The organism is Nocardia sp. NPDC049220, assembly GCF_040647855.1.
GTDB lineage: Bacteria > Actinomycetota > Actinomycetes > Mycobacteriales > Mycobacteriaceae > Nocardia.
In genome coordinates this window covers 1,381,959-1,406,690 of sequence record NZ_JBEZDA010000001.1, presented here as the reverse complement: position 1 = coordinate 1,406,690, position 24,732 = coordinate 1,381,959, and the positions used below count along the sequence as shown (strand labels likewise).

The window sequence follows — 24,732 nt, the reverse complement described above, 5'->3', positions numbered from 1 at the left end:
GGGCACCGACACCGACGTCCGAAGAAGGCGATGATTCGGAGCTGCGTAGTCCCCGGCACCGCTCTCGAGTCGATCAGCCCGCTCCTGTCGGCGGCCGACTCGGCACAAGACTGCTGGAATCCGCGTCCAGGTCGAAGCTTCGCTCCTGTGGGTTCTCCGGCCTCGGCGACTCGACCGGACCGGACCACCGGGGTGTGGGCGCGGGCGCGGGACGAATGTCCTTCTGGGTACGTCGGCCTCGGGCTCCCGGTTGTCCACTACTCGAGCGGAAACCGGGCGGCCGCTACCCTCTGTCGTGCTCGCGTCTGGCCAATTCTCGGGCGAACTCGCGCCGGGTGTTCGCGATAAGTTCTGCACCGGCGCTCGGATACGCCAGGACCATAGCGATCAACGCGTCCTCGACATGTGGACCGAGGCCCGTTCGAGAACGTGGAGCCAGTCCTTCCAGCGCCCCTGCCAGACTGAAATCGAAATTACGCCGTACCTGATCGACGGGCAATCCTGCGCGTTTCACTACACCCCTTCTCTTCGCCACTCCGATTCCGCCTCCACCGAGGTTCGATACAGTACTTGCGCGCCTTCGCCGGAACAGACACCGAAACACAGTGCTTCGCAACGGCTCCGACCCTCCAGGTGCCGGCGGTCATCTGGGCTCGGCTCCGCGCACCACGAGCCCAATGTGCGAGCGGATATCAGCGAGGTCGGGACCAGCACCGTGGGCGCGCTGAAGGGCCATACCGATGATGATGGTCAGCAGGAATTCCGCCGTGGCTTCGGTCCGTGACGGATCGCAGGCATCAACCTTGTCGAGGAGTTCGGACAGAGACTCACGCAATCGTGCCCGTCGATGGAATACGGCGCTCGGGCACGCGTCATCGATGAACCTGAGTTCGATGTAGAGGCTGATCCAGCGGGGCCGGGACACAATGAGGTGCGCCCACGAGGTGAGTGTGACGATCAGGTCGTCGATGTCCCGCGGCCGGCGCCGGTGCATTCGGTCGATAGCGCGACGGCACACGCGCTCTGTTACCTCAGCGGCCAGAATGCGTTTGCGGGGATAGAGCCGTTGGACAGTTCCTCGGGAGAGTCCGGCACGTTGCGCGACCATGTCGGTGGTTGTGGCGTGCAACCCATTGCGGAGGAAGAGTTCGGTCGCCGCGTCGAGTACACGGCCGCGAGTGGTCTGTACGCGAAGCGAACGCGTCGTGGATGTCATCGGATGTGCTGCCTGTCAGGTCGGAAATTCAGTGTGCGGACACGCAGGTACGGTTCTGGTTCGCACCGATACACGGACGAACGGAAAGACACGGACCGGAGAAGGGCGGATACCTGGGGGTGGACACCGAGTGCGCGTGTCATGGCGAGAAATAGCACTCGATGGAGTCGACCACAGCGGGTGGAAGCGGTGCCTGACGCCAAGCGCCGCTCGCGACCCGCACGCAGACCGAGCGTTCAGCGGCGCTTCGTAAGTTATCTGCCAGCGATATTCCGGCGCGCCGCCATACGACGCGATCGACACCGGGCGGTTCGCGGATGCAGTCGGAGGGTCTGTGCCACAGTTCGACCCTTCCACTTCTCCGACCGACTCAGCATGGGGCAAATCCCTACGCTGTGGACCCGGCGCCCTGAACCTACGCGGCGCCGGCCCGCATCAGAACTGCGCAGCCGGGGATGACCTGCCGAGAAATACTGTCGGACAACAGTTCACGAACCAGATCCATGGTCACTGAAGTACCGTCGCGGTGCGATTCGCACACGAGCGTCGAGTACCGGCGGGGGGCGGAGCCCCACGCGGCGGACCTGGACGACGTGCGCCGCCTCGACCTCGACGATGTCACGGGTATCCACCACAAAACCCCACCCATGGAACACAACCGAGACCACCGCCTACCTAACTATCGTGCTCGCGTTCGGCCAATTCCCGAGCAAACGCGCGCCGGGCATTCGCAATCAGCTCGTCATTCCCGGCCGGGTATGCCACCACTATCGCGATCAATGCGCCCTCGACATCGGGCCCGAGGCCCGTGTGAGAAGGTGGCGCCAAGCCTTCCACTGCCCGGGCGAGACTGGAATCGAAGTTACGCCGCACCTGATCGACCGACAATCCTCTACCTCTCACATCAACCCCACTCTCCGCCACTGCGACTCCGCGGCGTCCACCAACGTCCGGAACAGCACCTGTGCGGGTTCGCTAGCACTGCCGCCATTCAGTTCCACATCGGTGAATGCCTCGGGCAAAGCCTCGATCGGATCGAATTCTCCCCGCCAGAAACTGTATCCGTTCAGCTGACCACGCCATATCCGATACGACTCCATGATGTCACCCCCAGAAAGTCGGCTACCATCGGTCCGGAGATAATGTTCGAGCAGATCGGAATCAGCACTGTCCACTGCCGCCGACCGACCTGAAAAACTCAGAGCATGACCGAATTCATGAACTATCGCGCCGTATGCCGGCGGTGCGGGCATCGAATTGAAATGGCCCCGCTGCACCGCATCGCGCACCGCCGTGGACAGCAGGTTCCGATCTGTGGCGTATCTTTCGGAGAAAAGTATCCTGGTGCCCTTGACGCCGTTGTGCCGCAACACATCTTCCAGTGCCTGAGCGATATCCCCCTCCACATTGCTGATTTCTACCGACAAAATCTTTGTGTGCGGATACTTGGCGAGCATGTCGTCCAGGGCTGCGGAAATGTCGCGGACCGTGTCCGTATCGACGCCAGGCATACCGAAGCCATACACCTCGAATCCGTGACGCTCCGCCAGCTCATCTCCGATTCGCCGGTTGAGCCGAGTCGCTCCGGAGCGGCGGACCGGAAGTGGCGTATCAGGACCGCTCCGATCGTCGGAATTCAGGCTGCGGCGGAGGAGCCGTTGACACACCGTGTACAGCAGCAATACGCCGCGCGCCGAGCTCCTCGGTGGACACGGCGTTGCCGACAAAATTCCGAAGCTCCGCGGCCGGGAATTCGACCACTCCCGCATCGTGCTGCGCGAACCTGCTCAATGAACGACTGATCCGTTCGGCGCCACTACGGATCGTCCGGGATATCCCATACATCGAGCCTCGATTACTACTGCGGACAGCTACATTATTTCGCTGGAATCGGCGCCGAACGAGAAGACTCGGAGTTTCCGAGGCCTCTCATCTCCTTGCGTCGTCGGTTATCTCGGCTGGCGACTAGTGGCCTATACCCGACGATGAAGTCGACCGCGGGGTTGGTAGTGTCGCCTGGCGCGAATCGCCGCACTCGATCCCGCGCAGGCCGAATTACCGCGTTACTCGGACGTTATCTGTGATCGTTGTGCCGTCGAGCCGTCATTTAACATGATCGCCCATCGGGCAGTCCGCGGATGCCCGATGGGCGACCACCACTACACGACGCGTACCCCATACCTGGTGAACCAGTCGTCCATACCCACCAGATAGCTCGCCTGTTGCGTCGCGGTCCAGTCCGAGAAGTCCCCGGCATTGGTATCCAAAAATCTTGTTACCGCGGCCTTGTCCAGCACCTCGCCGAGAAAGGAGTCCCGGACTTCGATTTTCATCCGCAAGCGATCGAACATCGCGCGCTGATATCCGGCAGTAATCGATGCCGGATACCCACTCTTGCGACGAGACACGACCTCGCTGGGCAACAAGTCGGCCACCGCCTCTCGTAGTACGCCCTTTTCGATGCCCCCCGTGCGCTTCATCAGCCGCGGAATATTCCACGCATACTGGACGAGGTTGTGGTCGAGAAACGGAACGCGGACTTCGACGCCGGACGCCATCGACGTTCTGTCGGCGCGCCGGAGCAGAAAGTTCAGATAGAAATCGAAGGTCAATGCCGATACCTGCTCGATTCGCCGATCGAGACCGACGAGATCACTGTCCGGAACCCGTTCCAGCGCAGACTGATAGCAAGTTTCCAGGTACTCGTCGGGCTTGATGTCGGCACGTGCCGCCGCGCCGAGAAGGCCGATGATCGGCCGGTAGGTCCGATGCCACGGAAAGCCGTCGTGCTGATAGTCCGCGGCGGTGTGGTACCAGCGATATCCGTGGAACAATTCGTCTGCGCCCTCGCCGCTGAGCGCCACCGGCGCAACCTGTCCGATCCGGCGGAAGAGCGCGATCAAGGAGGTGTTAAGGGTGCCCAACGAGGGCACGTCCATGGCGGTGAGCGTCGCGTCGTGCGCGGCGAGCAGATCGTCGGTGCTGACGACTACTGTCTCGTGACGTGCTCCGACATGCTCGGCCGTCAACAACGCGTAGGGGTTGTCCCGATCCACATGGAAGGCCGATACTCCGTAGGCGACGCCGCCGGGAGTCTCCACCGCGTGGTCGATGTCGAAGCTCAACAGGCCGTCGACCCGCTGGGCAGCGAGCGCGGTGACCGCCGCGGAATCCACGCCACCAGAATTCAGCGTGCACAGCGGCCGGTCGGCCACGACCTGCCGGGAGACGCTGTCGGACAACAATTCACGAACCCGCTCGATGGTCGCGGGAGTATCGTCACGGTGCGGTTCGCACACGAGCGACCAGTACCGGCGTGCGCGGAGCCCGTCGCGGCGAACCTGAACAACGTGCGCCGCCTCGACCTCGACGATGTCGCGGAACACCGTGGTGCCCGGCACTGTCATGGGCACCAACGCGACCAGTTGCGCGAGCCCGGTTCGATCGACCGTCGCATCGATCGCGGGATGGGCGAGCACCGCCTTGAGTTCGGAGCCGAAGACGACCCCGTCCGCCAGTGCTGCGTAGTAGAGCGGCTTGATCCCGAGGCGATCACGCGCCAGGAGCAGTCGATCGACGCGTTCGTCCCAGATCGCGAACGCGAACATGCCCGACAGTTCATCGACGCAGGATTCGCCCCATTGCAGATAGGCGCGCAGTACGACCTCGGTGTCCGACCGCGTGCGGAATTCATGCCCGAGCGCGCCGAGCTTGCGGCGCAGTTCGGGGCAATTGTAGATTTCACCGCCGTACGTCAGAGCGACCGATCGGCCACCGATGACCTCCACCATCGGCTGTATTCCGCCGGATCGATCGATAATCGACAATCGGGTATGCCCGAGCGCGGTGTGATCACCGATCCAGCTGTTCGCGTCGTCCGGACCGCGATGCGACAGGGTTCGGATCATCTCATCTATGACCTCGCCACCACGGATTCGCTTCGACCAGTCAACATACCCGGCGATGCCACACATGAACGAACTCCATTTTCCGTTGATCTCTTTATTTGATGCTCATCCGGCCCTCCGGCCGCCGGTGTCGACAAACCATCGAGCCTGCCCAGGCCGGAGATATCAGATGATGGGTTCTTCGGGCGGAAACCGGAAGGGGTGACGCCGAGAGTTGTTCCTGGCCGCGCAATCGGATCCTCGCGCCAGGTCGAACGACCTCTGCCGACGGCGATTCCGCATGACCGTCGGGGCACCCAACTGTTGGCTCGCGCCGATGAATCGACGCTTTCGTCACGCTCGTGATCACCTCGGGGCGGCCGCGATACCGCCGGATGCCCGGGGCGGGCAGCGACTCGACAGCATCTTGGCCACCTCACGACGCTCCCACACTGTCGCCTGAAACGACATGGGGGAAATGCCTACCCCCGTGACGAAGACAGCCACCTTTTTGGTGAAATGGCAACGCTCGTTCACCCGAAGACCACTCGATCGAACGTGATCGAGAAACTCGGATACCGCTATCGAGTGCCCGGGTCCTCTTCCCGGCGCGACAACCCACTGGCGCGCAGCACGCGACGCGCGATGCCCGCCCGGATGGATTCGTCGGTTCCGATGACCCGCACGTGACGGCGAGCGCGGGTGATCGCGGTATAGAGAAGTTCCCTCGTGAGCAGGCTCGATTCCGGCTCGGGCACAACGACGGAGACAGTGTCGTACTGACTGCCCTGGCTGCGACGAATCGTCATGGCGAACACCGTCACCACCGCAGGGAACTGCGTGGGGTGCACCAGATACGGGTCACTGCCCCGTTGCAGCGCCACACGCAGCGATCCATCGGGCATACGCACGACAACGCCGGTGTCGCCGTTGTAGACACGCGCCTCGTGATCGTTCGCGGTGACCAGTTGTCGGTCGGCTTCTAGGCCAGGACAAATCATCGGGCCCGACGGTTCCAGTCCAGCGTGACCGATGCCCCACTACTACGACTACAACGACCGACAAGCATGATGGCCCGCACCCGGCATACCACACCTTTCGGCTTCCGAGTAGATGGAAATCAGGCCGCTCTCCGCTCATAGTCACGTTGCCATCGCCACACCTGGTCGGCAACACTCTTCGCCGGGCCACTGACGCTGTGGACAGGTTGCTCGCAGCCGGTTTGGTTGATGCCCAACCGCAAATTTGCGTGCTGCGTGAATTGAAGACGGAACAAACTCCGGGCAAGCGCTTCGGCAATGTCGTTCGCCGGGTGCGTTTCGACAGTGACTACTCCCGGATCGGCTTCGCTGCGCTCGCAAGCTATCTGTGCGATGTAACGCGGATTTCGGCCCTGTAGGCGAACCCATCTGGTCGCGTGTGGCCGTGCGCCCAGTGTTCTTCGATATGGTTGACCTTGTTGATCATCCATGCTGTCTCGTAGTCGTTGTCGGTGTACGCGACCTTCTCCCGCAGCTCGCACCACCGCACGAAATCTGCCTGCATCGATCGTCGATATTTGTTTGTCATCGCGATCGCTCCTTCGGATCGATCCACATAATTATTACCATGACCCGGAGAGGGCAAAGTGGGCGAAGCGTTCCTCATCTCCGGGAAGGGTGGCGCGTAGACCACAACAACAATTCTCCGGAGGTACAAACCGTACGACAAGGGGAGAAGCCCTACACTGCAGAACCATCGGCCGGTGTATACCGAGGTGGGGATATGCCCAACTGCTCATTCCGGTCGTCGTGTGGAAAAGTTAGGTCTAGGTGACGAAGGCCTCACCCAGACTGCCCCGACAACGATGTTGGCAGGCCGACCCCACGATGTCAGGGGCCCGCAGGCGGTGAGTTCATTCCCAGAGCGCCTGCCCGGGCCACCGTGCGCTTGCCCCGACACCGCCTGCCGGGACGGCCGGACCCTCGCTTCCCGCCGACCGCGAAAGCCGGGTGCTCATCGTAGGCACTTCCCCCATACCGCCCGGGACGGGCACTTGACACTATCGCATCCGGAACAATACTCGCCATTTGTCGAAGAGATAGGATGTCATTGAGACACCGACGATATTTCTTTGCCGTACTCCGATGTAGGTTCTTGACGTGAGCCAGTTGGATCGGTTTATCGGCGGCGCGCTGCGCTGGCGCCTATTCGGACTCATCGAGGCACTCTTCTCGTACCGAGTCCACGCAGACGCACTAACAGCACGAGAACACTCGATACCTCTAGAGGTCTTGCCGCGCGCAGGTGGGCTTCGGAATGTCACCAGAATATTCGGAAGGCAGACATGGCCGAAGCCGAATTTGGTTTCGACTTAGTTGATCAACCGTGGATAAACGTACTCGACCATATTTCTGGACGGGCGCGAGCGGTATCCCTCGGCGAGATCTTCGTCCGCGCACATGAGCTGAGCCTCGCAGTCGACGACGTTTTGGAGGCTGTGGCGTTGCTACGGCAGGTGTTGTTGCCGATCTATTGGCGATCGGTGGGCATACCACGCACCGATTCCGAGTGGGGTGAACGTTGGTCGACCGGCCATCTGGTACCCGGTTTGTCCGAGTCCGAGCTGGAAGACGTGGAGACCAACCCGATTCTGGCGTATCTGGCCGCTCATCGGGCACGATTCGATCTATTCGGGGATGAGCCGTTCGGTCAGGCCGCTGGGTTGCGCACAGCCCGGGGTGAGACCAGAACAGTAGCTGTGTTGATTTCGTCGATTCCGACCGGAAATAGTGTTCCACTCTTCGGTGTTCGCACCGATGCGGATCCCCCGGCGCTGACGCCAGCCCAGGCCGCACGAGCGATGCTCGCCACGCAGTGCTGGGACACAGCGGGGTTGAAGTCGGGCGCGGTGGATGACCCTTTCGCGCAGCAGGGTAAATCGTACGGTAATCCCACCGGCCCGGTGGGGCAGTTGGGCGTGGTCGCTCCGCTCGGTGAGACGATTGCGGCGACGCTGTTGCTGAATACACCAGTGATGCAGCGAGGGCTCAGCGACAAAGACATTCCGCCGTGGGAGATGTCGCCCTTGTGTGGCCGATGGTCGACGCGATCGGCGGTGGGAATCGTGGATCTGTTGACGTGGCAGGCGCGCCGAATCCGTCTGGTTCCCGAAATCGGCTTGGACGGTTCGGCGGTGGTTCGGCGGGTAGTTGTGACCGCGGGAGACCGGCTCGCCGCTGTCCCGATCGACATCGAGATCCACACTATGTGGCGCGGCCAGGCGAATGGCGCGGCGAAGAGCGGCCCTGCGGCGAAGTGGCCGGCTCGCCATCATCCCGGTCGCGAAGTGTGGCGCGGGCTGCAGGGTTTGCTTGCGATCGACCCAGCGACCGATCGGGAGGTCGAGTCCTCGCGACTGCTGACCTGTTTGGCTGAGTTACGACATCGGAGCGCGCTTCCCGACGGTGTGTTGGTGCGTGTTCTCACCGCCGCGATGTTCTATGGCGCCCAGTCCGCGGTGGTAGAGGATGTCTTGGTCGATGTTGTGCCGTTGCCCGTAGCAGCGCTGGTCGCGGACTCGGCCGTCCAGCGGGTCGTGCGTGATATGGCTATGGAGGCCGAGGGGCTGCACCGGGCTGCCATCGTCCTGGAAAAGCAGTTGCGTACCGCGGTACGCGCGAAGCCGCACACAGTTTGTCGCGCCGGTGAGGTACTCACGCATCGATTGACACCTTTGATCAGAGAGACCCTGTCGGTCCTGCAGCAAGCCCCCGATCGCGCCGAAGAAGTCGCGGCCATGTGGCGGGAGAGTGCGCGTCGCCTCAGCATCGAGACCGCCGAAACCCTACTCGCAGCGATGCCGCCACAAGCTTTCCTCGGGCAGATCGACAAAACCCCTAAGTCGGGCAACATCTTTCGAACAAACCTCAACTCTGCGGCAGCAAGATTCTACCGCGAGACCAGCAACATTCTCCGCGATATCCCGGTCGTCGACCATCAGGAACCACGATGAAAGCCACAACCACACTCTTATCAGCGCACCACTATTGGAGCGACAAACGGGCATGGGGTGGAAGGAAGCGACCGAACGGTGCTGCGCTCGCAACCCTGCGACGCGGGCTCGGCCACGAACCGGGCTCGGTTCCGACTGTAATTCCCTACTATCGGACACTCGACGCCGGCGGCATTCTGACCGACCGCCTGTGGGCTGAGCACATCACCCTGTGCATCTTCGCCGTGCACCAGCAGTCGATACCTCAACTCGTCCACATCCCGGGAATCGAGTTCGCCGCGGCGATGGCACGTCTGCGATCGACTCACCGTGTGGGTGTCGAGGGGCTGGATCGCCGGTTCTCGGCCGCGGCAACCGCAACCTCCCGCACCGAACTCGCCGGCCATCTCCGCAGTCTCGTCACTCGCCTCCGCCCGCTGACCTACGGCGGCGGTTTCGACTATGACCGGCTCTACCGAGACATCCGCGACTGGGAACACCCGGGAAGAACCGACCGAATCCGCCGACGGTGGGGGGCCCGCTACTTCGCAACCCACAGCGACGACACACAACGTGCTGATTCCGACCCGAACTCGATTGACTAGAACCGGAGGATAAGTAGACCGTTCATGCCTGCGCCCAGACTCTTCATCGACATACATATCCTGCACAGCCTGCCCCCCTCGAATGCCAACCGCGACGAGAACGGCACCCCCAAACACGCCCAATACGGTGCGGTCCGGCGCGCTCGCGTGTCGTCGCAAGCATGGAAGCGCGCCACCCGCACAACCATGACCACCGACGGGCAACACATTCCGGAGAAGGCATCCACCCGAACCAAGCGCATCGCCGCACTCGTCACCGCGCGCCTCGCGGAAACGACCGGTATCGGCCGGCCGCAGGCGGCGCGGCTGGCGAACAGCCTGCTGTCGAACTTGGAAATAACCCCGGGCAGGCGGCCCACCGAGACCGCATACTTGCTCTACTTCGGAAAAGCGCAAGTCGACGGCATCGTCGCCCTGGTCGCGGATCAAGCTGTCGAACTCGTCGCGCTCCCTGACGACGAACTCGCGAAGACCGTCAAGAACCTCCCGGTCAAGGAACAGCTGGGTTCGGGTCACCCAGTCGATGTCGCTCTGTTCGGCCGGATGGTCGCCAGAATCCCCCAGCTCAATGTCGATGCCGCGGTGCAAGTCGCGCACGCCCTGTCGACGCATCCTGTTCAGGTCGAGTTCGACTTCTTCACCGCCACCGACGATGAGAAACCTCGATCCGAGGGGACCGGTGCGGAAATGATGGACACGACGGAGTTCAATTCCGCGCTGTACTACCGATACGCCACCGTCGGAGTACAACAGCTGATCGACAACCTCGACGGAGACACCGACGCCGCGCTGAAGGCACTAAAACGATTCCTGAACGCGTTCACCCGATCAGTGCCCACCGGGCACCAAACCAGTTTCGCCCACCACACCCGCCCTTATCTCACCAGCCTCGTGGTGCGCGACTGCCCAGTCAACATGGTGACCGCGTTCGAGCGCCCCGTACGCTCCACCGACGGCATCGCCGCCGAATCCGCTAAACGCCTGGCTGCCGAGTTCGCAGAAACACAAATTACGTGGGGCTACGAACCGATCGCGACCCACTCCAGCTATTCCCCGTGCCAAACCGACGATCTCGGAGCCGAACTCGGACAACCGTTTCAGTTCGCGCGAGCTGTCGAGGCCACCATCGCGGCGGTGCGCGACAAGTTGTCAGACGAAGGCCGCGCGTGACGACCGACGCCGGCCACACGCCCTACAGCTTGGTGCTGCGGCTTGCCGGGCCGCTGCAATCATGGGGTGAGCACAGCCGATACAACCAGCGCCATACCGCCGCCCAACCCACCAAGAGCGGAGTTGTCGGACTACTCGCCGCAGCCGACGGACGCGAGCGCGGTTCTCACCTCGACGATCTCACAGCTCTGCACCTGGGTGTACGAACCGACGAACCCGGCACGCTGCTGCGCGACTATCACACCGTCGGCGACCACACCGGCGAGCCCCTGCCCTCCGCAACCCTCACCGCACGCGGCGTGCAGAAACACGCGATCCTCGGCGGACGAAAAAAATTCACCCACGTCACCGAGCGGTTCTACCTCCAAGACGCCGTTTTCGTCGTCGCCCTCAGCGGACCACCGCAACTCCTCGACCGCCTGCGCAATGCCCTACGTCACCCCGCATTTCCACTCGCACTCGGGCGACGCAGCTGCCCACCGACCCTGCCCCTGATCCTGTCACCCCCGACCGGAACTCTCTGGCCAGGTCCTCTAGCCACCGTGCTGGCTGTGGTGCCGTGCCAGCGGATCCAGGCCCGCAACCCGGCAGTCGACAGACCCGCTCTGCCCTCCCGAGCCCTCCCGATCACCCTAGATGACCCGCACGGCACCGACATCCGATACGACTCCCCTGTCACTTTCGCTCCGAAATCACGGCAATTCACCGCTCGGCGAGTACGGCACGGATGGGTCACCGTGCCGATCCCGAACGACAGTGCCGCCACCGCACCCCCGCCCGACTGGTTCACACTCCTGGACTGAACGATGACCTATCTGTCACGCATCTGGCTCAACCCATTGCGCACCGGCGCACAACGTCTCATCCGCAACCCCCACACCACCCATGCCGCCGTCCTCGGCGGAATCAGCCACCAACCCCTCGACGAGCGCGTTCTGTGGCGGCTCGACCACGACACCCCACACCGCGCCACCCTCCTCGTGCTCACCCGATCGATGCCCTCTTGGGACCACATCATCGAGCAAGCTGGCTGGACGCGCGCAGACGAGCCGCAAGCGCGCACCAAGTCCTATCAGCCGCTACTCAACCGCGTCACCGACGGCGCCGAATTCCGCTTCAAACTCCGCGCCAACCCCACCTACACCACCAAAAAACCGACGAAACCCTCACACGCACAACAAGAAAAACTCGCACAACACCGCCCCCGCGGCATCCGGGTACCCCACCGGACCGCCGAACACCAACTCAATTGGTTCCTCGAAAAGGCTCCAGAAAGATGGGGATTCACCACTCTGCCCATACTCCAACGCGACCCCACCCTCATCATCACGGAACGTAAACATCTCACCTTCAAGAAGAACTACACAATCAACGCCCCACCCGTCACCCTCCACACCGCCACCTTCGAAGGCATCCTGCGCATAACCGAAGCCGAACTCGCCCATACCAGCCTCACCCAAGGCGTAGGAACCGCCCGCGGATACGGCTGCGGACTCATCACCCTTGCCCCGCTCGCCAATCCAGAACACACGAGATGAAAACCAGGCCACTGCCTATTGAGCAGCAGGCCAGCAAGTACCGGCCCCGCAGGCGCGGGGATCACCCGTTTACGACCAGGATTTCTCCTTATGCGCATCGACCGCCCCGCACACGCGGGGATCACCCGTCGAATATCGGACATTTCGCGCGCGTAGGGGCTCGGCCCCGGGCACGCCGGGATCAACCTGTACGGTTGCGAAGACAGCCGGACTGTCCGATCCAGCCCCGCACACGCGGGGATCAGCCGGTGCCAGTCACCAACACGCCGGAGGGCGTGGAGTAGGCCCTGTGCGCACACGGAGATCAGCCCGGCAATGTTGCCGTCCGTTGATCGCCGAGTGATCGGCCCCGCATACGCGGGGATTCAGCCACGGCGACATGGTACGTGGCTCGACGAGCTGACGGCGTCGGCCGAGCACAGTACTTCGGTGAGTGCGATGGCAGGCGGCGCGGCGTCACAGCTGCTGAGGCAGCACCCGGTTCGTAGTGGAGCAGTTGGCGATCGAATGTCCGGTGTCATCGGTGACCTCGCGCTTCGCGATGGTCGTGCGCCCCACATGCACAGGGTTGGCCTCGCAGGCCAGCCGCGAGCCGTCGAACCTCTCCGACTGGATTGAGTTCACCCGCAGTTTCACCGTGGTGTAGGTCGCGCCGTCATCGAGTCTGGAGAACACCGCGGCACCCGTCGCCGTGCTCAGCATTCCAGTGTGCACAGCGAACCTCGCATCGACAGAGGCTGGACTCCGGTCGGGATCCTTGCGGAGTAGCCTTCATCCGCTGCCACCAACCGAATCCGGAGGGGCGGGCCGACGCCGAAGTTCTCGCGCATCCCCAGCTCGAAAGCCGCGGTCAATGCCGTGACGCGGGATGCCACTCTCCTACACCTTCGAATCGAACGGCATGGGGAAATCCGCATCGTCGACTGCTCCTTCACGCCAGACATCGGACCACGAAGCACAGCAACCGATCACAGCCGAACACGAACTCGGCAACGAATCGACTGCGGCAACCATGACAGCGGAGTTACCAGCTTCGACCCAGTCGTGGCATCCGCCGGGTATGACGGTTCCGCACCGAGGAAGTTCAGCGACGCTTGCCCTATCTCATCACTTCGAATCGCGGGAGCGGATCCGATCCATATGTCGTCGATGACGGAGCGTCGCAAACCTCCCGACAGAAAAAATCCACCGCACTGTGGATGTTCCGCGTACCGCTGCCATTCGGTTGAACAAACACTATCTAGCTGGGCAAGTCGATAGTGCGGCACACTCGGAAACCAGTGATGCAAGAGGTGGTACGAGTCATCGGAATGCGGCCCGATCAACCATCGAGAAATGATATTACCTCGCCAGTTACGACTGCCCCACATTTTTCCAAGACTCCGCATGCCACCATGCTCGGCGATTTCCGCCCAATACACGATCGTCTGATAGGACGTAATGAACGGAATAAGCCAGTAGGAAAAGACGATGTGTAGAATAAAGAGATCCGTCCATATCTCCATAACGGACAGCAAAAGAACGAGAACACAGAACTTTACGAGTCGTGGCCGATTCGACGCAAGATCGACGCACAATCTCCGCCACGGCATGACAGGAATAACCGCAAGCGCGACATGGACGAGCCAAAATCTCCAGCGTGCACATTGGTCCGCAGAACCTGTCTCTGTTCGCGTCAGCCGATAGAGGCCGAGATCGGGATCTTTGTCAGGATCCCACAGGTATACGTGATGCAACCGGTGGTCATCGACATACCGACGATAGCTTATCGCTAGTGGCCATGCGCAGAGCAGTGTTCCTAAATTATCATTCAAGGATCTCGAGCGAAACAACTTGCGGTGCGATGCCTCATGCAGAAGATTGCCCAGCGCGCGCATCCGACTTCCGATTACGACAACAGCTAGAAGGTAGATGAACGGATGATCGACGACTACGCTGACAGCGCACGACGCAAGCGAAACCACCCAATCGAGCAAGAGATATGGCACGTTGTGGAAATTATCCAACCGTGACGTCTCACGCACCGCACTCTTTACCCGCGACGGCGGTTTTTGCGGTTCGCGATCAAGCGCCCCATAGTTCCCCATCGGCGCAACTCCTAAACAAATAAATAAGGATAACAATGTCGAATCAGTCGATCACGGAAGTAGCACAATTGGCCGATCGGAATTCCGGTCGCACGTCGCACTGAATCGATGCCATTCGATCGATATATCGCACCCGGAGGTCGAGATTTCTGGACAATTCATCTTCAGACCTTCGATGCCGCAGCACAGCCCGCGTACAAGTCGACCTTTTTCCTGAGTGCCGGCATCGATAGTCCGGCCCAGGCCCGGCGTACTTACCGTAAACGCGAGGGCGGCGTAAAACATCGCGAGCCATCCAGCTCGTGACGGCAGTACTTCTGTAGTGCAAAATGCCTGTAGTTAGCCTATTTCGATACACATCCCTTTGACGCGATTACATCGACACAGAAATACTCGCCGCAAAACGTCGAATCAGATCCTTTTTGGGAATATTGCGGCGTTTGGTCGACTAATGCTCCTCGGGCAGCCGTGCCGCCGGTATGGGGGAAATGCCTACGATCGACCCTGCCGGAACGGACACGACCTGACCGGCCCACCACTGTCCGACGTATTCGACCAACGATGTGGGCGATGTGGGCGATGTGGGCGACGTACGGCACGTCAGCCGTACCGTTATCGAGCAGGATTGCGACGCTCGCCCGCGTTGTTTCCCGCGGACACAGCTGTCGTCGACACTCGGCGACGCCCGAAAGGATCGTCGTCTCACGATCCGTGCTCGCGTTTCCTCGGCAATCCGGCGTGTTCGAGTCGGGTAGGGATAGCAGGCAGCGAATTCGAACGCGTACCGTCCGGAGGAGCGGCGGTCAGGGCGCGACGATCAACGTGTCCAGGTTCATCGTGGCGCAACTTCCAGGTTCGGCCGTGCCTCCGCGTGGAGCCGCCGGATGACGCACGTCGCAAAGCGAAGGCCAACCGCCCGGTTGATCGCATCGAGTAGTTCGAAAAGCGATCGAGCACAGACGAGGGCCGCATGTCCAACTTGGATCATTGGCCGCGCTTGCGATGTGCCCGACTCCAGCCGGTGAGCGATACCGAATCCGATATCTCTGCCGCACGAGAATATATTCTTCCGAGACGGTGCGGTCCGCACTCGGGAGATCCATCCCACATCGCGGCCTGCGGCAGCGCCCCAGGGCCCCTGTACGACATTACCATTCGTCCCGGCCCGCACCGATCGCGCCCGATTTGGTTCGGTCATTTCGGCATCCTTCGCGATCGGAACCGTCGGCAAGAGATGTAGTCGCCGATCGAATCGTGAGGTGATTTCACGGCAACACAGCCGCGGTAGTAGGTGGATCGCAGAATAACGGAACTCCAAACCAGTAGTAGAACTATTGTTTCCATTCGGCTAACGCAGACCAAGAGAGCGCAATTACGCGCTGGGACACGACGGTGGGATCATCCCACCGGGATTTACGGTATCCCGTTGTTCGACGGTTACAACACTCAGGCGCCCGAAATTACCAGTTCGGGACGGGCGCCCCTCCTGACTGAAGGATTGAGCCAAGGCCGCAGAGCTTCGAGGTCTTCAGCGGTCAGACTGTTTCCCGGCTTCTTGCACGCGAGATGACGACCCCTCGTATAATCATCTATCGTCCACATCCGGGTATTGCAAGTCGGACAATTCCATGCGGCCATCAGGCACTCCACTGCTCGTGCTCGAGACGCTCGTGAAAGAGCACAGCCTCCCGAGCCTCTCCGGGCGGGGGAACCTCGCGACGAAGCCCGAATCCGCGGCTATCCGCCAGAAAGACATGCTTTGCCCATTCATATGCGTACAATGCCCGCCGTAGCCAGTGCGAAGGGGAGTCCTGATAGTCATACCCCGGATGAGGGTCATCCATCATCAGCGCTTCCATGGCGGCGTAGAATCCGACCTTATCGACCTCGATTCGCGAGGGTTCCATAATTTCTCCTTATCGATATGGGACTGCAGAATTTCTCCAGTGCTAACAACAAAAGCAATTCCCGGCAGCACGCCGACGACGAACCATCGCAGATCCGGGAGCCGTACTGCGACGAGGACACTCCCCTCCCATGCCAACGAAGATAGTAATTCCGACGAACAGGAATAATGTTCTTCGTGATCGCATCAGGTTTCCTCGCGAGCGTTGGCCACCGATAGCGGAACGAGCCGAACTCCGGAAACAGCCGTCATACTTCGTGGCGGTACAAAGACAACCGCTGTGGACGTGAAGGCAACTGCACCTTGGGGACGGAGGCATTTCGGGTGATGGGTCAGACCCGATATGACCACAGGCAGAGGGCGCTCGGCACTCATCTTTTCGCAGCGGCGACTTCGCTGGCGATGCAGCGCCTGATAATTCGGAGCAACAAACCTGCCGTGATACATAGAACGTCTCTCATCTCAGGGACAACACCATTGGCATCGATTCGATCCTCGTAGGCGGACCATTGGAGCGGTATGGGGGAAATGCCTACGCTCCACCACGTGGTCCAGCGGGAGCGGCACCTGAGCAATATCAACGCCGAGGCCGACGGCCGCACCACGCCCGTGGCCATAGAACAGCATTCGGTGTGCGACCAGCAGCTCGCAGGGCCAGGCGGGCGCAGCCAGCCCTGACATCATCATCCGGGACGCTGATCGACGCCGCGACCGAGATCGCAGCAGCTATGGACGGAACTCGCTGCGCACGAGATCGAGGCGGCAATTGAGCGAAAAGCCAACGCGAAAAGGCCTGTTCCGGACAAGCTGATTTCGACGTCAACGACTCGTCGCGACACTCGTCCCCACACAACGCAAAAGGTCGGCCGTTTTACGACAGGTCAGACTACGGTTCGAGCGCCCGGCAGGAATTGGTCGCCGCACGCAGACATCGGCCTTCCTGAGTGGAATGGCGATATGGTGGCGGCTTGGACGCGCCGGTCGCGATGAGCGCTGCTGAAGACCACCCGCTGCTCGACGACGAGATCACTGCGCCTTCACCGCCAGCACCCGATCTAGTTTCGATCGGCGAATGATGTCCAACCCAACGACGATCCGGCCGGATTGTTCGGCGAGCAGATGTGCGGGGTGTCGCTCTTTTCCGCAGCCTCCGACGGCGGCACTTCGGTGTTCGTCACACACCCTGTCAGTACCAATGTGCCCGCGGCGAGCACCCCCATCGCAGACCCCAGCGCGCGCCTGACGAGAAATGACCAATCGAACACTGTTGCCTCCACACTTCGCATTCAGGCACCCCGGGTGTCGCCACCTGAGACAGGCCACATTGCCATACCACTCGTTCGAGTGACATGGGGCAATTCCCTACGCTTGCGGGATTCACGGTAAATGATCACCGCCATATAACGAGCAGCTCCGGTGCCAGTTGGCATTGGTACTGTGCTCAATCGGTGTCGTATGCCAGCCATCACGTGTGGCCACAGGACGCTACCCGCTCGCCTGGGGCGAGCCGACCAGGCCGCGGCGTCAAGCAGCGTGACTACGCTGGCTCCGCTCGGCGGACGTATTTTCGGCGAGGTTCCCGACAGGTTGATCCGGCGTCACATCGAAGCTTGATGGGACACCAGAGCGCACCAGAATATCGGCCAATCGAGTGCGAGCTCGACACGGCCGCACGCCACCGAAGAGCGCAAGGATGCGCAATATCCGGCGATCGCTCGCACATGGCGGCCGGCCTGGCGGAATTTGCGCCGTTCCTGGGTTCCTGCCGAAGATGAGGTAGTCGCTCTTCAGCACTGTCATTATCGAGTCGCTCAATGCCAGGCCGCGAAGCGATCGGAAACAGCGAGGTTTTCGCTCCGAGCGGGTCGTGAGCAGCTGCGAATTCGCCGGTCACCCAGTACGCAGTAGCCCCACACCGAGGACCAGCAGCACCACCGCGATTATCGAATCCAGCACCCGCCACGCGAGCGGACGGGCGAACAGCGGCCCCAGCAGTCGAGCGCCGAAACCCAGCGCGGTGAACCAGAACGCGCTGGCCAGCATCGCCCCCGCGCCGAGAAACCAGCGATCCGACCCCGCATAGGTGCTGGCAAAGGAACCGAGCAGCACCACGGTGTCCAGGTAGACGTGCGGATTGAGCCACGTCAGCGCCAGACAGGTGACCACGGTCGTACCGAACGCGGCGGTGGCCTTGGCGGATTCGGTGATCAGCGTCGCGGACGTACACGCCCGCCGCGCGGCCAGCGCCGCGTACCCGATCAGAAACGCCGCGCCCCCGTAACGCGCCACCGAGACGACTTGCGGAGCAGATTCGACGATTACACCGAAACCGCCGACCCCGGCCGCGATCAGCACGATATCCGATACCGCGCACACCGTGACCACCGCGAGCACATGCCTGCCGCTGATCCCCTGGCGCAACACAAAGACATTCTGTGCACCGATCGCCACAATCAGCGAGAGACCGAAGCCCAAGCCGGATACGGATGCCCCCACCGCGGAAGAAAAACTCACATCCGAGACAGTAAACTCACCGCTATACCCAGGCAAGTTGAGATTTTTTAGCTATCATCACGAAATATTAGTAGAGATATTCAATTTGTTCAGTGGCGATAGCCGTGCCCCGATGAGGTGTTCCCCTCGCTGACGCGCTGCGATCGGAAAGTTGCCGCCGGCTGGATTTTGCGCGGATTGGCGCTCGGGGCAAGCGCGAAGTATTTCGAGCGGCGTGTGATCCCCTCAGCTTCCCGACGCATCGGTCACGGCGAATGACCGGGCACACGTGCGGAACCGTCGAGCCGTACTCGGCCGCAACTTCCTCGAGCGGAAGCGCACTCGGATCCGGTGGATTCCGAATGCGGCATAAACGTGATTCCGCTATCGAGTGCCCGGGTCCTCTTCCCGGCGCGACAACCCACTGGCGCGCAGCACGCGACGCGCGATGCCCGCCCGGATGGATTCGTCGGTTCCGATGACCCGCACGTGACGGCGAGCGCGGGTGATCGCGGTATAGAGAAGTTCCCTCGTGAGCAGGCTCGATTCCGGCTCGGGCACAACGACGGAGACAGTGTCGTACTGACTGCCCTGGCTGCGATGAATCGTCATGGCGAACACCGTCACCACCGCAGGGAACTGCGTGGGGTGCACCAGATACGGGTCACTGCCCCGTTGCAGCGCCACACGCAGCGATCCATCGGGCATACGCACGACAACGCCGGTGTCGCCGTTGTAGACACGCGCCTCGTGATCGTTCGCGGTGACCAGCAGCGGCTGCCCCGGGTACCACGGGGCCTGGAACGAATCGGATCCCGCTCCCGCCGCGGCGGCCCATTCGGCGGCCATGCGGTCCCACCGTTCGACACCGAAACGTCCCTGACGGTGAGCGCACAGCAACCGGTGCGATTCGAGTGCGGCGAGCGCGCCCACCGCATCACCGTCGAGCGCAGCGGCTGTGCCCGCGCGGGCGGCCCGAACGACGTCGTCGCGCACCGTCGCAATGTCGTCGGGCGCATTAGACGACAGCTCGGCGCCTCCCGCGCGGAGGAGTTCGAGCGCGGTGTCGGCGTCGCCGGCCCGCACCGCGACAGCCAGGTCGGCGATCCGGCCACCGAACCTACGGCCGCGCGTCAGCCGGACGATACCGCCACGCAGACGAGTCCGCTCCAGCACCGTCAGCTCCGACGGCGCTTCGGCCACAGTCGTTTCCGGTCCGATGATCTGATCCAGTACCGGGTTGGGCGTGCTCGCGACCGGGCCGGCGACGAGGTCTGCGAGCACCGCCCCGGCGTCGACCGAGGCCAGCTGATCCGGATCGCCGACCAGGACCAGTCGAGTGTCCGGGCGCAGCGCGGCCAGCAGCCTGCTCATCATGGTCAGCGAGACCATCGAGGTCTCGTCCACGACGATCACGTCGTAGGGCAGCCGGTTGAACTCGTGGTACTTGAACCGCGTGGTGCGACCGCGCTGCCACCCGAGCAGCCGATGCAGGGTGGCGGCGGTGAGTTCGGGCAGCCCGAGCGACTCGGCCTGTTCCCGCACGGCCTCCTGCAGTCGCGCGGCCGCCTTGCCGGTCGGGGCTGCCAGCGCGATGCGCAGAGCGGGTAGTTTCGGGGTGGCCTTGTGGTGGTGCGCGTCCAGCAACGCGATCATCCGCGCGATGGTGTGGGTCTTGCCGGTACCGGGTCCACCCGCGACCACGGTCGTCCAGTGCGTCGAGGCTAGCGCGGCGGCGAGACGTTGACGGTCCGGCGCCGCACCGACCGGCTCGTCGAACAGCCGGTCCAGCTCATGACGCACGATGTCCGGGTCGACCACCGGGTGCTGCCCGGATCGTTCGATGAGCACCCGCCGGATGGTTTTCTCCTGCTGGTAGTACCGATCCAAATAGAGCAGCGGCCCGGCATCACCCGCACTCTGCGATTCGACCAGCCGCAGCGGACGCAACGGCCCCGCCGGTCCGCCGCGCACCAGCGGGCTGACCCGCAGTGCCGCAACCACCGCGGCGATGTCCGGCCACGGCAGTGTCGCCGGATCGATGCCCGCATCCCAGGTTTCGTCGGCGTCGACACCGATTTCCCGCATCCGGTGCAGCTCGAGGCACACCGAGCCGGACCGGACCGCGCGCACGGCGAGCGCCGCGGCGAACAGCACCTGCTCGGACGACTCCCGGCCCAGTCGGCCCAGCCGAAGCGCCACATGCACATCTGCGGCAGACAGCACGCCCGCCTCGTTGAACGTGCGCAACAAGCCGGTTCCGCGCTGCGCCACCTGGATCGAGGTCATCGTCCGCCCGTCCCCGCCAACAGCGCCGACAGCGCGACGATCAGATCGGCCGGCGGACACCAGTCGAAGACGCCACATCCCGCGGGAGTCGCCGGCCCGATCATGCCCCGCACGAACAGATAGCGCGCGCCGCCGAGGTGACGGGCCGGATCGTAGCCGGGCATTCGCCACCGCAGATACCGGTGCAGTGCCACCGAATACAACAGCGCCTGTAACGGATAGTGGGAGCGCAGCATCTCCGCGGCCATCCGGTCGCGGGTGTAATGCGCGACGGTCAAGTCGCCGGTGCCGAGCCGGTTGGTCTTGTAGTCGACCACGACGAACCGAGAGTCGGCGCCCTCGGCGACGCGCAGGACGGCGTCGATACTGCCGGTCAGGTAGCCGCGCAGCGGCAGGTCCGCCAACGCCGCGAGGTGGTCGGCGTACCCGAACAGATCGTCGTCCGGAGACAAGTGGACGCGGAGCAGTTCGGCGATCAGTCGCAGTGTCGCTGCGGTGGCGCCAGGCCGATCGCCGCCCGCCAGCGGCAGTTCGAATTCCAACTCGTTGAGCCGGTCGCGACACGCGACGTCGGCGAGACAGCCACGATCGAGCGGGGTCCGCAGCACCGCGAGCAGTGCGGTGGCGAGCAGATCCGGGTCCGCCTCGGCCATCAATTCGTCCACGGCAGCATGGCAGCGGATACGCACCTCGGCATCCAGATCCGTGGTGTCGGTGTCGATCCGCTCCAGCACGCCGTGCACGAGTGTGCCGAATTCCGCGCCGTAGGGCAACGCGTTCATCAGCGACGCGGCCCCGGCCGGATCTGGCTCGGATTCGGCGATCGGCCGGGCACCGCTGGGCTCATCGGCGGTGCCCCTCGCGTCTTCGGCTTCGCTCTCGTCCGCCATCGCGGGTCCGTGCGCCGACGCGGTCAACGCCGAGTACGAGGTGCGTCGCCAGTGCTGATCCACAGCGCGATCGAAGTGCGCGGCCGCCAGCTCACCAGTTCCGGGTTCGGTACGCACCCGTTGTCGCCCGGCATCGTCGGCGCCGGTCACCGCGGTCACCGAAATCGCCCCGGGCGCCGCTCTCCCCGCCCACGTCGAAAGAGCCGACGGTACAACAGCATCCGCGGGAACCGCGGCACGGCCGGGCACCACCGCGGTGCCTTCCGGCCGCCCGAACACCATCCGGTGCAGCGGTGCGGCCGCCGTGCTGATCGCAGGTGCCCACCAGGCGACGATCTGGCACATCGCCCTGGTCAGTGCGACATACAGCAGCCGAAGCTCTTCACCCGCCTCCTCGGCTTCGCACCGGACCTTGCGTTCAGCGTGTCCCGGGGCGTCCGGACCGCCGATGTCGAGCACACGCGTTCCGTCATCGGTGTGGAACAGCAGCGTCGCCGGATACGGATTCTTCGCGCTGTCCCAGGGGAACGGCAGGTAGACCACCGGGAATTCGAGCCCCTTGCTGGCGTGTACGGTCGCGATCTGGACGGCGGCGTCGTCCCGGTCGAGCCTACGACTGCGGTCGGCGACGGCGCCGGACGCGGGATCACGCACCCGATCGGCCAGCCACCTGGTCAAGGCGGTCAGTCCCAGTCCTTCGGCGAGCACGACCTGATCGAGCAGTTGCGCAATATGCCGCAGGTCGGTGAGTTGTCGCTCGCCGTTCTCGACGGCGAGCAGTCGCTGCGCCAGCTGTGCTTCTGCGGAGACCTTCTCGAAGACCGCGGCGAATCCGGCACGGGTGAACAATCGCGCGGCGTCACGCAGTTGCGCACTGAGCCGACCGACCAGATCCGCTCCGCCGCTGTCCATCTCGGCCGCGGTGTACCCGAGCAGGGGCGTGCACGCGGCCAGCCGGACCCGGTCACCGCGGTGCGGCTGTTCCAGCGCGCGCAGCAACCACAGCCAGTCGGTCGCGCTACTCGTCGCGAAGACGCTGGTGCCGCCCGCGAGTACGGAGGCGACGCCGACCCGATCCAGCGCGGCGCGCACCACGTCGATTTGTGACCTGGTACGCACCAAGACAGCGATATCGCCAGGACCGATCGGCCGGTGCGCTGCGTCGTGGGGCGGCGGATACTCGTCCGAATCGATCTCGACGGCAACGGAATCGGCCCTTGTGTCGAGCTGAATCCCGGATTCGAGCAGAGCGACGATGTCGGCGGCCAGATCGGCGGCGACCTCGGCACGCAATCGACCGACAGCGGGGAAGCCGGACTTGTTCAGCGGCCCGGCGCCGGTCCGCGGTAGGCACCGCAGCCGCATCGGCGTGGTGAACTCATCAGGACCGGACAGCCGCGACCACTTCCTGGTCGCGCCGACCGGGTGGACGTTGATCTCCTCGTGCCCGAGCGCGGCACCTCCTTGCAGATGCTGCAGCGCGGCGAGCAGTCCCGCGTCGCTGCGCCAATTGGTGGTGAGTTCCCTGCGGGTATCGGCATGCGCGACCGCGTCCAGATAGCTGAGCACCTCGGCGCCGCGGAAGGCGTAGATCGCCTGCTTCGGGTCACCGACCAGCACCAAGGTGGTGTGCCCATGAAAGGATCTGCGCAGGATGTTCCACTGTAGTGGGTCGGTGTCCTGGAACTCGTCGACCAGCGCGACACGGTAGCGCGTCCGGATGCGGCGGCACGCGCGCGGGCCGTGCTCTGGATCGGCGAGCACATCGTGCAACAGCACCAGCAGATCGTCGAAATCGCGCAGTCCGGCATCCCGTTTGCGCCGCTCGGTCTCCGCTCGCACCGCCTCGGCGAACATCGCCCGCTCGCCCGCGGCGGACCCGCCGTCCGGGATGAGCACCGCATGCCGGTCACGGACCGCGGCCAGTGCCAAGGTGCGCGCTTCTTTCACCGAAAAGGGTGGTTCGGCGCGGGCGTAGCGGTTCAGGTACAGATCGTCGGCGACCGTGCCGACGAGATCGTCGACAGTCTCCACCAGCCTCGTACCGGGATCGTGTTCGCCGGCGAGGCCGAGTTCGTCGAGCATGCGCTGGCAAAAGCTGTGGGTGGTGGCGATGGTGCCGGCGTCGAAATCCGACAGCGCTGTCACTAGCCGCCGCTGCCGCCGACGCACCTCGTCGTCGTCCGCCCGCGCCAGATACCGAACCAACTCGTCGGCGTGCGCCCGCGCCGAGTCCGGATCCGCCAGCCCCTTCGCGACCGCGACGAACCGGTCGCGCGTGCGTTCCCGCAGCTCCTGTGTCGCCGCGCGGCTGAACGTGACCAGCAGTACCTGCGACACGTCGATGCCCGCCTCGGCGACGTACCGTACGGCGAGCCCGACGATAGCGTGCGTCTTTCCGGTCCCTGCGCTGGCTTCCAACACTGTAGTCCCGCTCGGGAGCGGGCCGTACGGCTCGAACCGGTCGGCGGCGGCGAACGCTGGCGCGACGAACGAGGTCTCCTGCACGGTCATGCGTGCCTCCCTCCTGCGCCACCATGTGCCGCGTGTTCGGCGGGCGCCGCCGAAATGACCGGCAACGCGGCCGCGGGAACGATCCCCGACGTACGGTCCGCACACCCGAGGTGCCATTCTGCCGGGCAGCCGATAGTGGATCGCCGACCGACACCCGTCGCAGG

Annotated in this window: 16 protein-coding genes and 1 pseudogene; 7 read left to right on the top strand and 10 right to left on the bottom strand. The window is 63.3% G+C overall.

Annotated features, from left to right (window positions below; all coding sequences use genetic code 11):
* Positions 1-643: 643 nt before the first annotated feature.
* The 4 genes and pseudogenes from AB0C34_RS06255 to AB0C34_RS06240 all read right to left on the bottom strand — a co-directional run.
* Complete coding sequence (locus AB0C34_RS06255) at positions 644-1,216, bottom strand: TetR/AcrR family transcriptional regulator (protein ID WP_357067960.1); 573 nt, start codon at positions 1,214-1,216, stop codon at positions 644-646.
* A gap of 899 nt (positions 1,217-2,115) precedes the next feature.
* Positions 2,116-2,727, bottom strand: a complete 612-nt coding sequence (locus AB0C34_RS06250; protein ID WP_357067959.1) for a hypothetical protein — start codon at positions 2,725-2,727, stop codon at positions 2,116-2,118.
* A 648-nt stretch (positions 2,728-3,375) separates the two neighbouring features.
* A complete protein-coding gene (asnB, locus tag AB0C34_RS06245; protein ID WP_357067957.1) occupies positions 3,376-5,190 on the bottom strand; it encodes an asparagine synthase (glutamine-hydrolyzing) in 1,815 nt (604 codons plus the stop codon).
* Positions 5,191-5,684: 494 nt separating this feature from the next.
* Positions 5,685-6,071: pseudogene (locus AB0C34_RS06240) on the bottom strand (ATP-binding domain-containing protein); the annotation flags it as partial.
* Between the two features lie 230 nt (positions 6,072-6,301).
* Here AB0C34_RS06240 and AB0C34_RS06235 point away from each other — a divergent pair.
* From AB0C34_RS06235 to cas6e, 6 genes are all read left to right on the top strand, one after another.
* A complete protein-coding gene (locus AB0C34_RS06235; protein WP_357067955.1) occupies positions 6,302-6,502 on the top strand; it encodes a hypothetical protein in 201 nt (66 codons plus the stop codon).
* A 927-nt stretch (positions 6,503-7,429) separates the two neighbouring features.
* On the top strand, positions 7,430-9,097 hold the full coding sequence (gene casA / locus AB0C34_RS06230; RefSeq protein WP_357067953.1) for a type I-E CRISPR-associated protein Cse1/CasA: 1,668 nt from the start codon (positions 7,430-7,432) through the stop codon (positions 9,095-9,097).
* Positions 9,094-9,681, top strand: a complete 588-nt coding sequence (gene casB / locus AB0C34_RS06225; RefSeq protein ID WP_357067951.1) for a type I-E CRISPR-associated protein Cse2/CasB — start codon at positions 9,094-9,096, stop codon at positions 9,679-9,681. Before casA ends, casB begins: the two co-directional genes overlap by 4 nt.
* A gap of 24 nt (positions 9,682-9,705) precedes the next feature.
* Positions 9,706-10,851: a type I-E CRISPR-associated protein Cas7/Cse4/CasC gene (gene cas7e / locus AB0C34_RS06220; protein ID WP_357067949.1), complete on the top strand. Its 1,146-nt coding sequence runs from the start codon at positions 9,706-9,708 to the stop codon at positions 10,849-10,851.
* Positions 10,848-11,654, top strand: a complete 807-nt coding sequence (gene cas5e / locus AB0C34_RS06215; RefSeq protein WP_357067947.1) for a type I-E CRISPR-associated protein Cas5/CasD — start codon at positions 10,848-10,850, stop codon at positions 11,652-11,654. Before cas7e ends, cas5e begins: the two co-directional genes overlap by 4 nt.
* 3 nt (positions 11,655-11,657) lie before the next feature.
* The gene (gene cas6e, locus AB0C34_RS06210) at positions 11,658-12,389 is read left to right on the top strand and encodes a type I-E CRISPR-associated protein Cas6/Cse3/CasE (RefSeq protein WP_357067945.1); all 732 of its coding nucleotides are present in this window, start codon (positions 11,658-11,660) and stop codon (positions 12,387-12,389) included.
* Between the two features lie 456 nt (positions 12,390-12,845).
* Here cas6e and AB0C34_RS06205 read toward each other — a convergent pair whose 3' ends face one another.
* The 3 genes from AB0C34_RS06205 to AB0C34_RS06195 form a co-directional block, all read right to left on the bottom strand.
* Positions 12,846-13,103, bottom strand: a complete 258-nt coding sequence (locus AB0C34_RS06205) for a hypothetical protein (RefSeq protein WP_357067943.1) — start codon at positions 13,101-13,103, stop codon at positions 12,846-12,848.
* 254 nt (positions 13,104-13,357) lie between these two features.
* Positions 13,358-14,476, bottom strand: coding sequence for a fatty acid desaturase family protein (locus tag AB0C34_RS06200; protein WP_357067941.1), 1,119 nt, complete (start codon positions 14,474-14,476; stop codon positions 13,358-13,360).
* 1,637 nt (positions 14,477-16,113) lie between these two features.
* Complete coding sequence (locus AB0C34_RS06195) at positions 16,114-16,383, bottom strand: hypothetical protein (RefSeq protein ID WP_357067939.1); 270 nt, start codon at positions 16,381-16,383, stop codon at positions 16,114-16,116.
* Between the two features lie 545 nt (positions 16,384-16,928).
* Between AB0C34_RS06195 and AB0C34_RS06190 the strand changes: the two genes are divergently transcribed.
* Complete coding sequence (locus AB0C34_RS06190; protein ID WP_357067937.1) at positions 16,929-17,060, top strand: hypothetical protein; 132 nt, start codon at positions 16,929-16,931, stop codon at positions 17,058-17,060.
* Positions 17,061-18,272: 1,212 nt separating this feature from the next.
* Here the strand turns inward: AB0C34_RS06190 and AB0C34_RS06185 are convergent.
* The 3 genes from AB0C34_RS06185 to AB0C34_RS06175 all read right to left on the bottom strand — a co-directional run bounded on the left by AB0C34_RS06185 (position 18,273) and on the right by AB0C34_RS06175 (position 24,568).
* Positions 18,273-18,896, bottom strand: a complete 624-nt coding sequence (locus AB0C34_RS06185) for a LysE/ArgO family amino acid transporter (RefSeq protein ID WP_357067935.1) — start codon at positions 18,894-18,896, stop codon at positions 18,273-18,275.
* Positions 18,897-19,259: 363 nt separating this feature from the next.
* Positions 19,260-21,164: an exodeoxyribonuclease V subunit alpha gene (recD, locus tag AB0C34_RS06180; RefSeq protein ID WP_357067933.1), complete on the bottom strand. Its 1,905-nt coding sequence runs from the start codon at positions 21,162-21,164 to the stop codon at positions 19,260-19,262.
* The gene (locus AB0C34_RS06175) at positions 21,161-24,568 is read right to left on the bottom strand and encodes a UvrD-helicase domain-containing protein (RefSeq protein WP_357067932.1); all 3,408 of its coding nucleotides are present in this window, start codon (positions 24,566-24,568) and stop codon (positions 21,161-21,163) included. The genes recD and AB0C34_RS06175 overlap by 4 nt, the downstream gene beginning before the upstream one ends.
* Between the last annotated feature and the right edge of the window lie 164 nt (positions 24,569-24,732).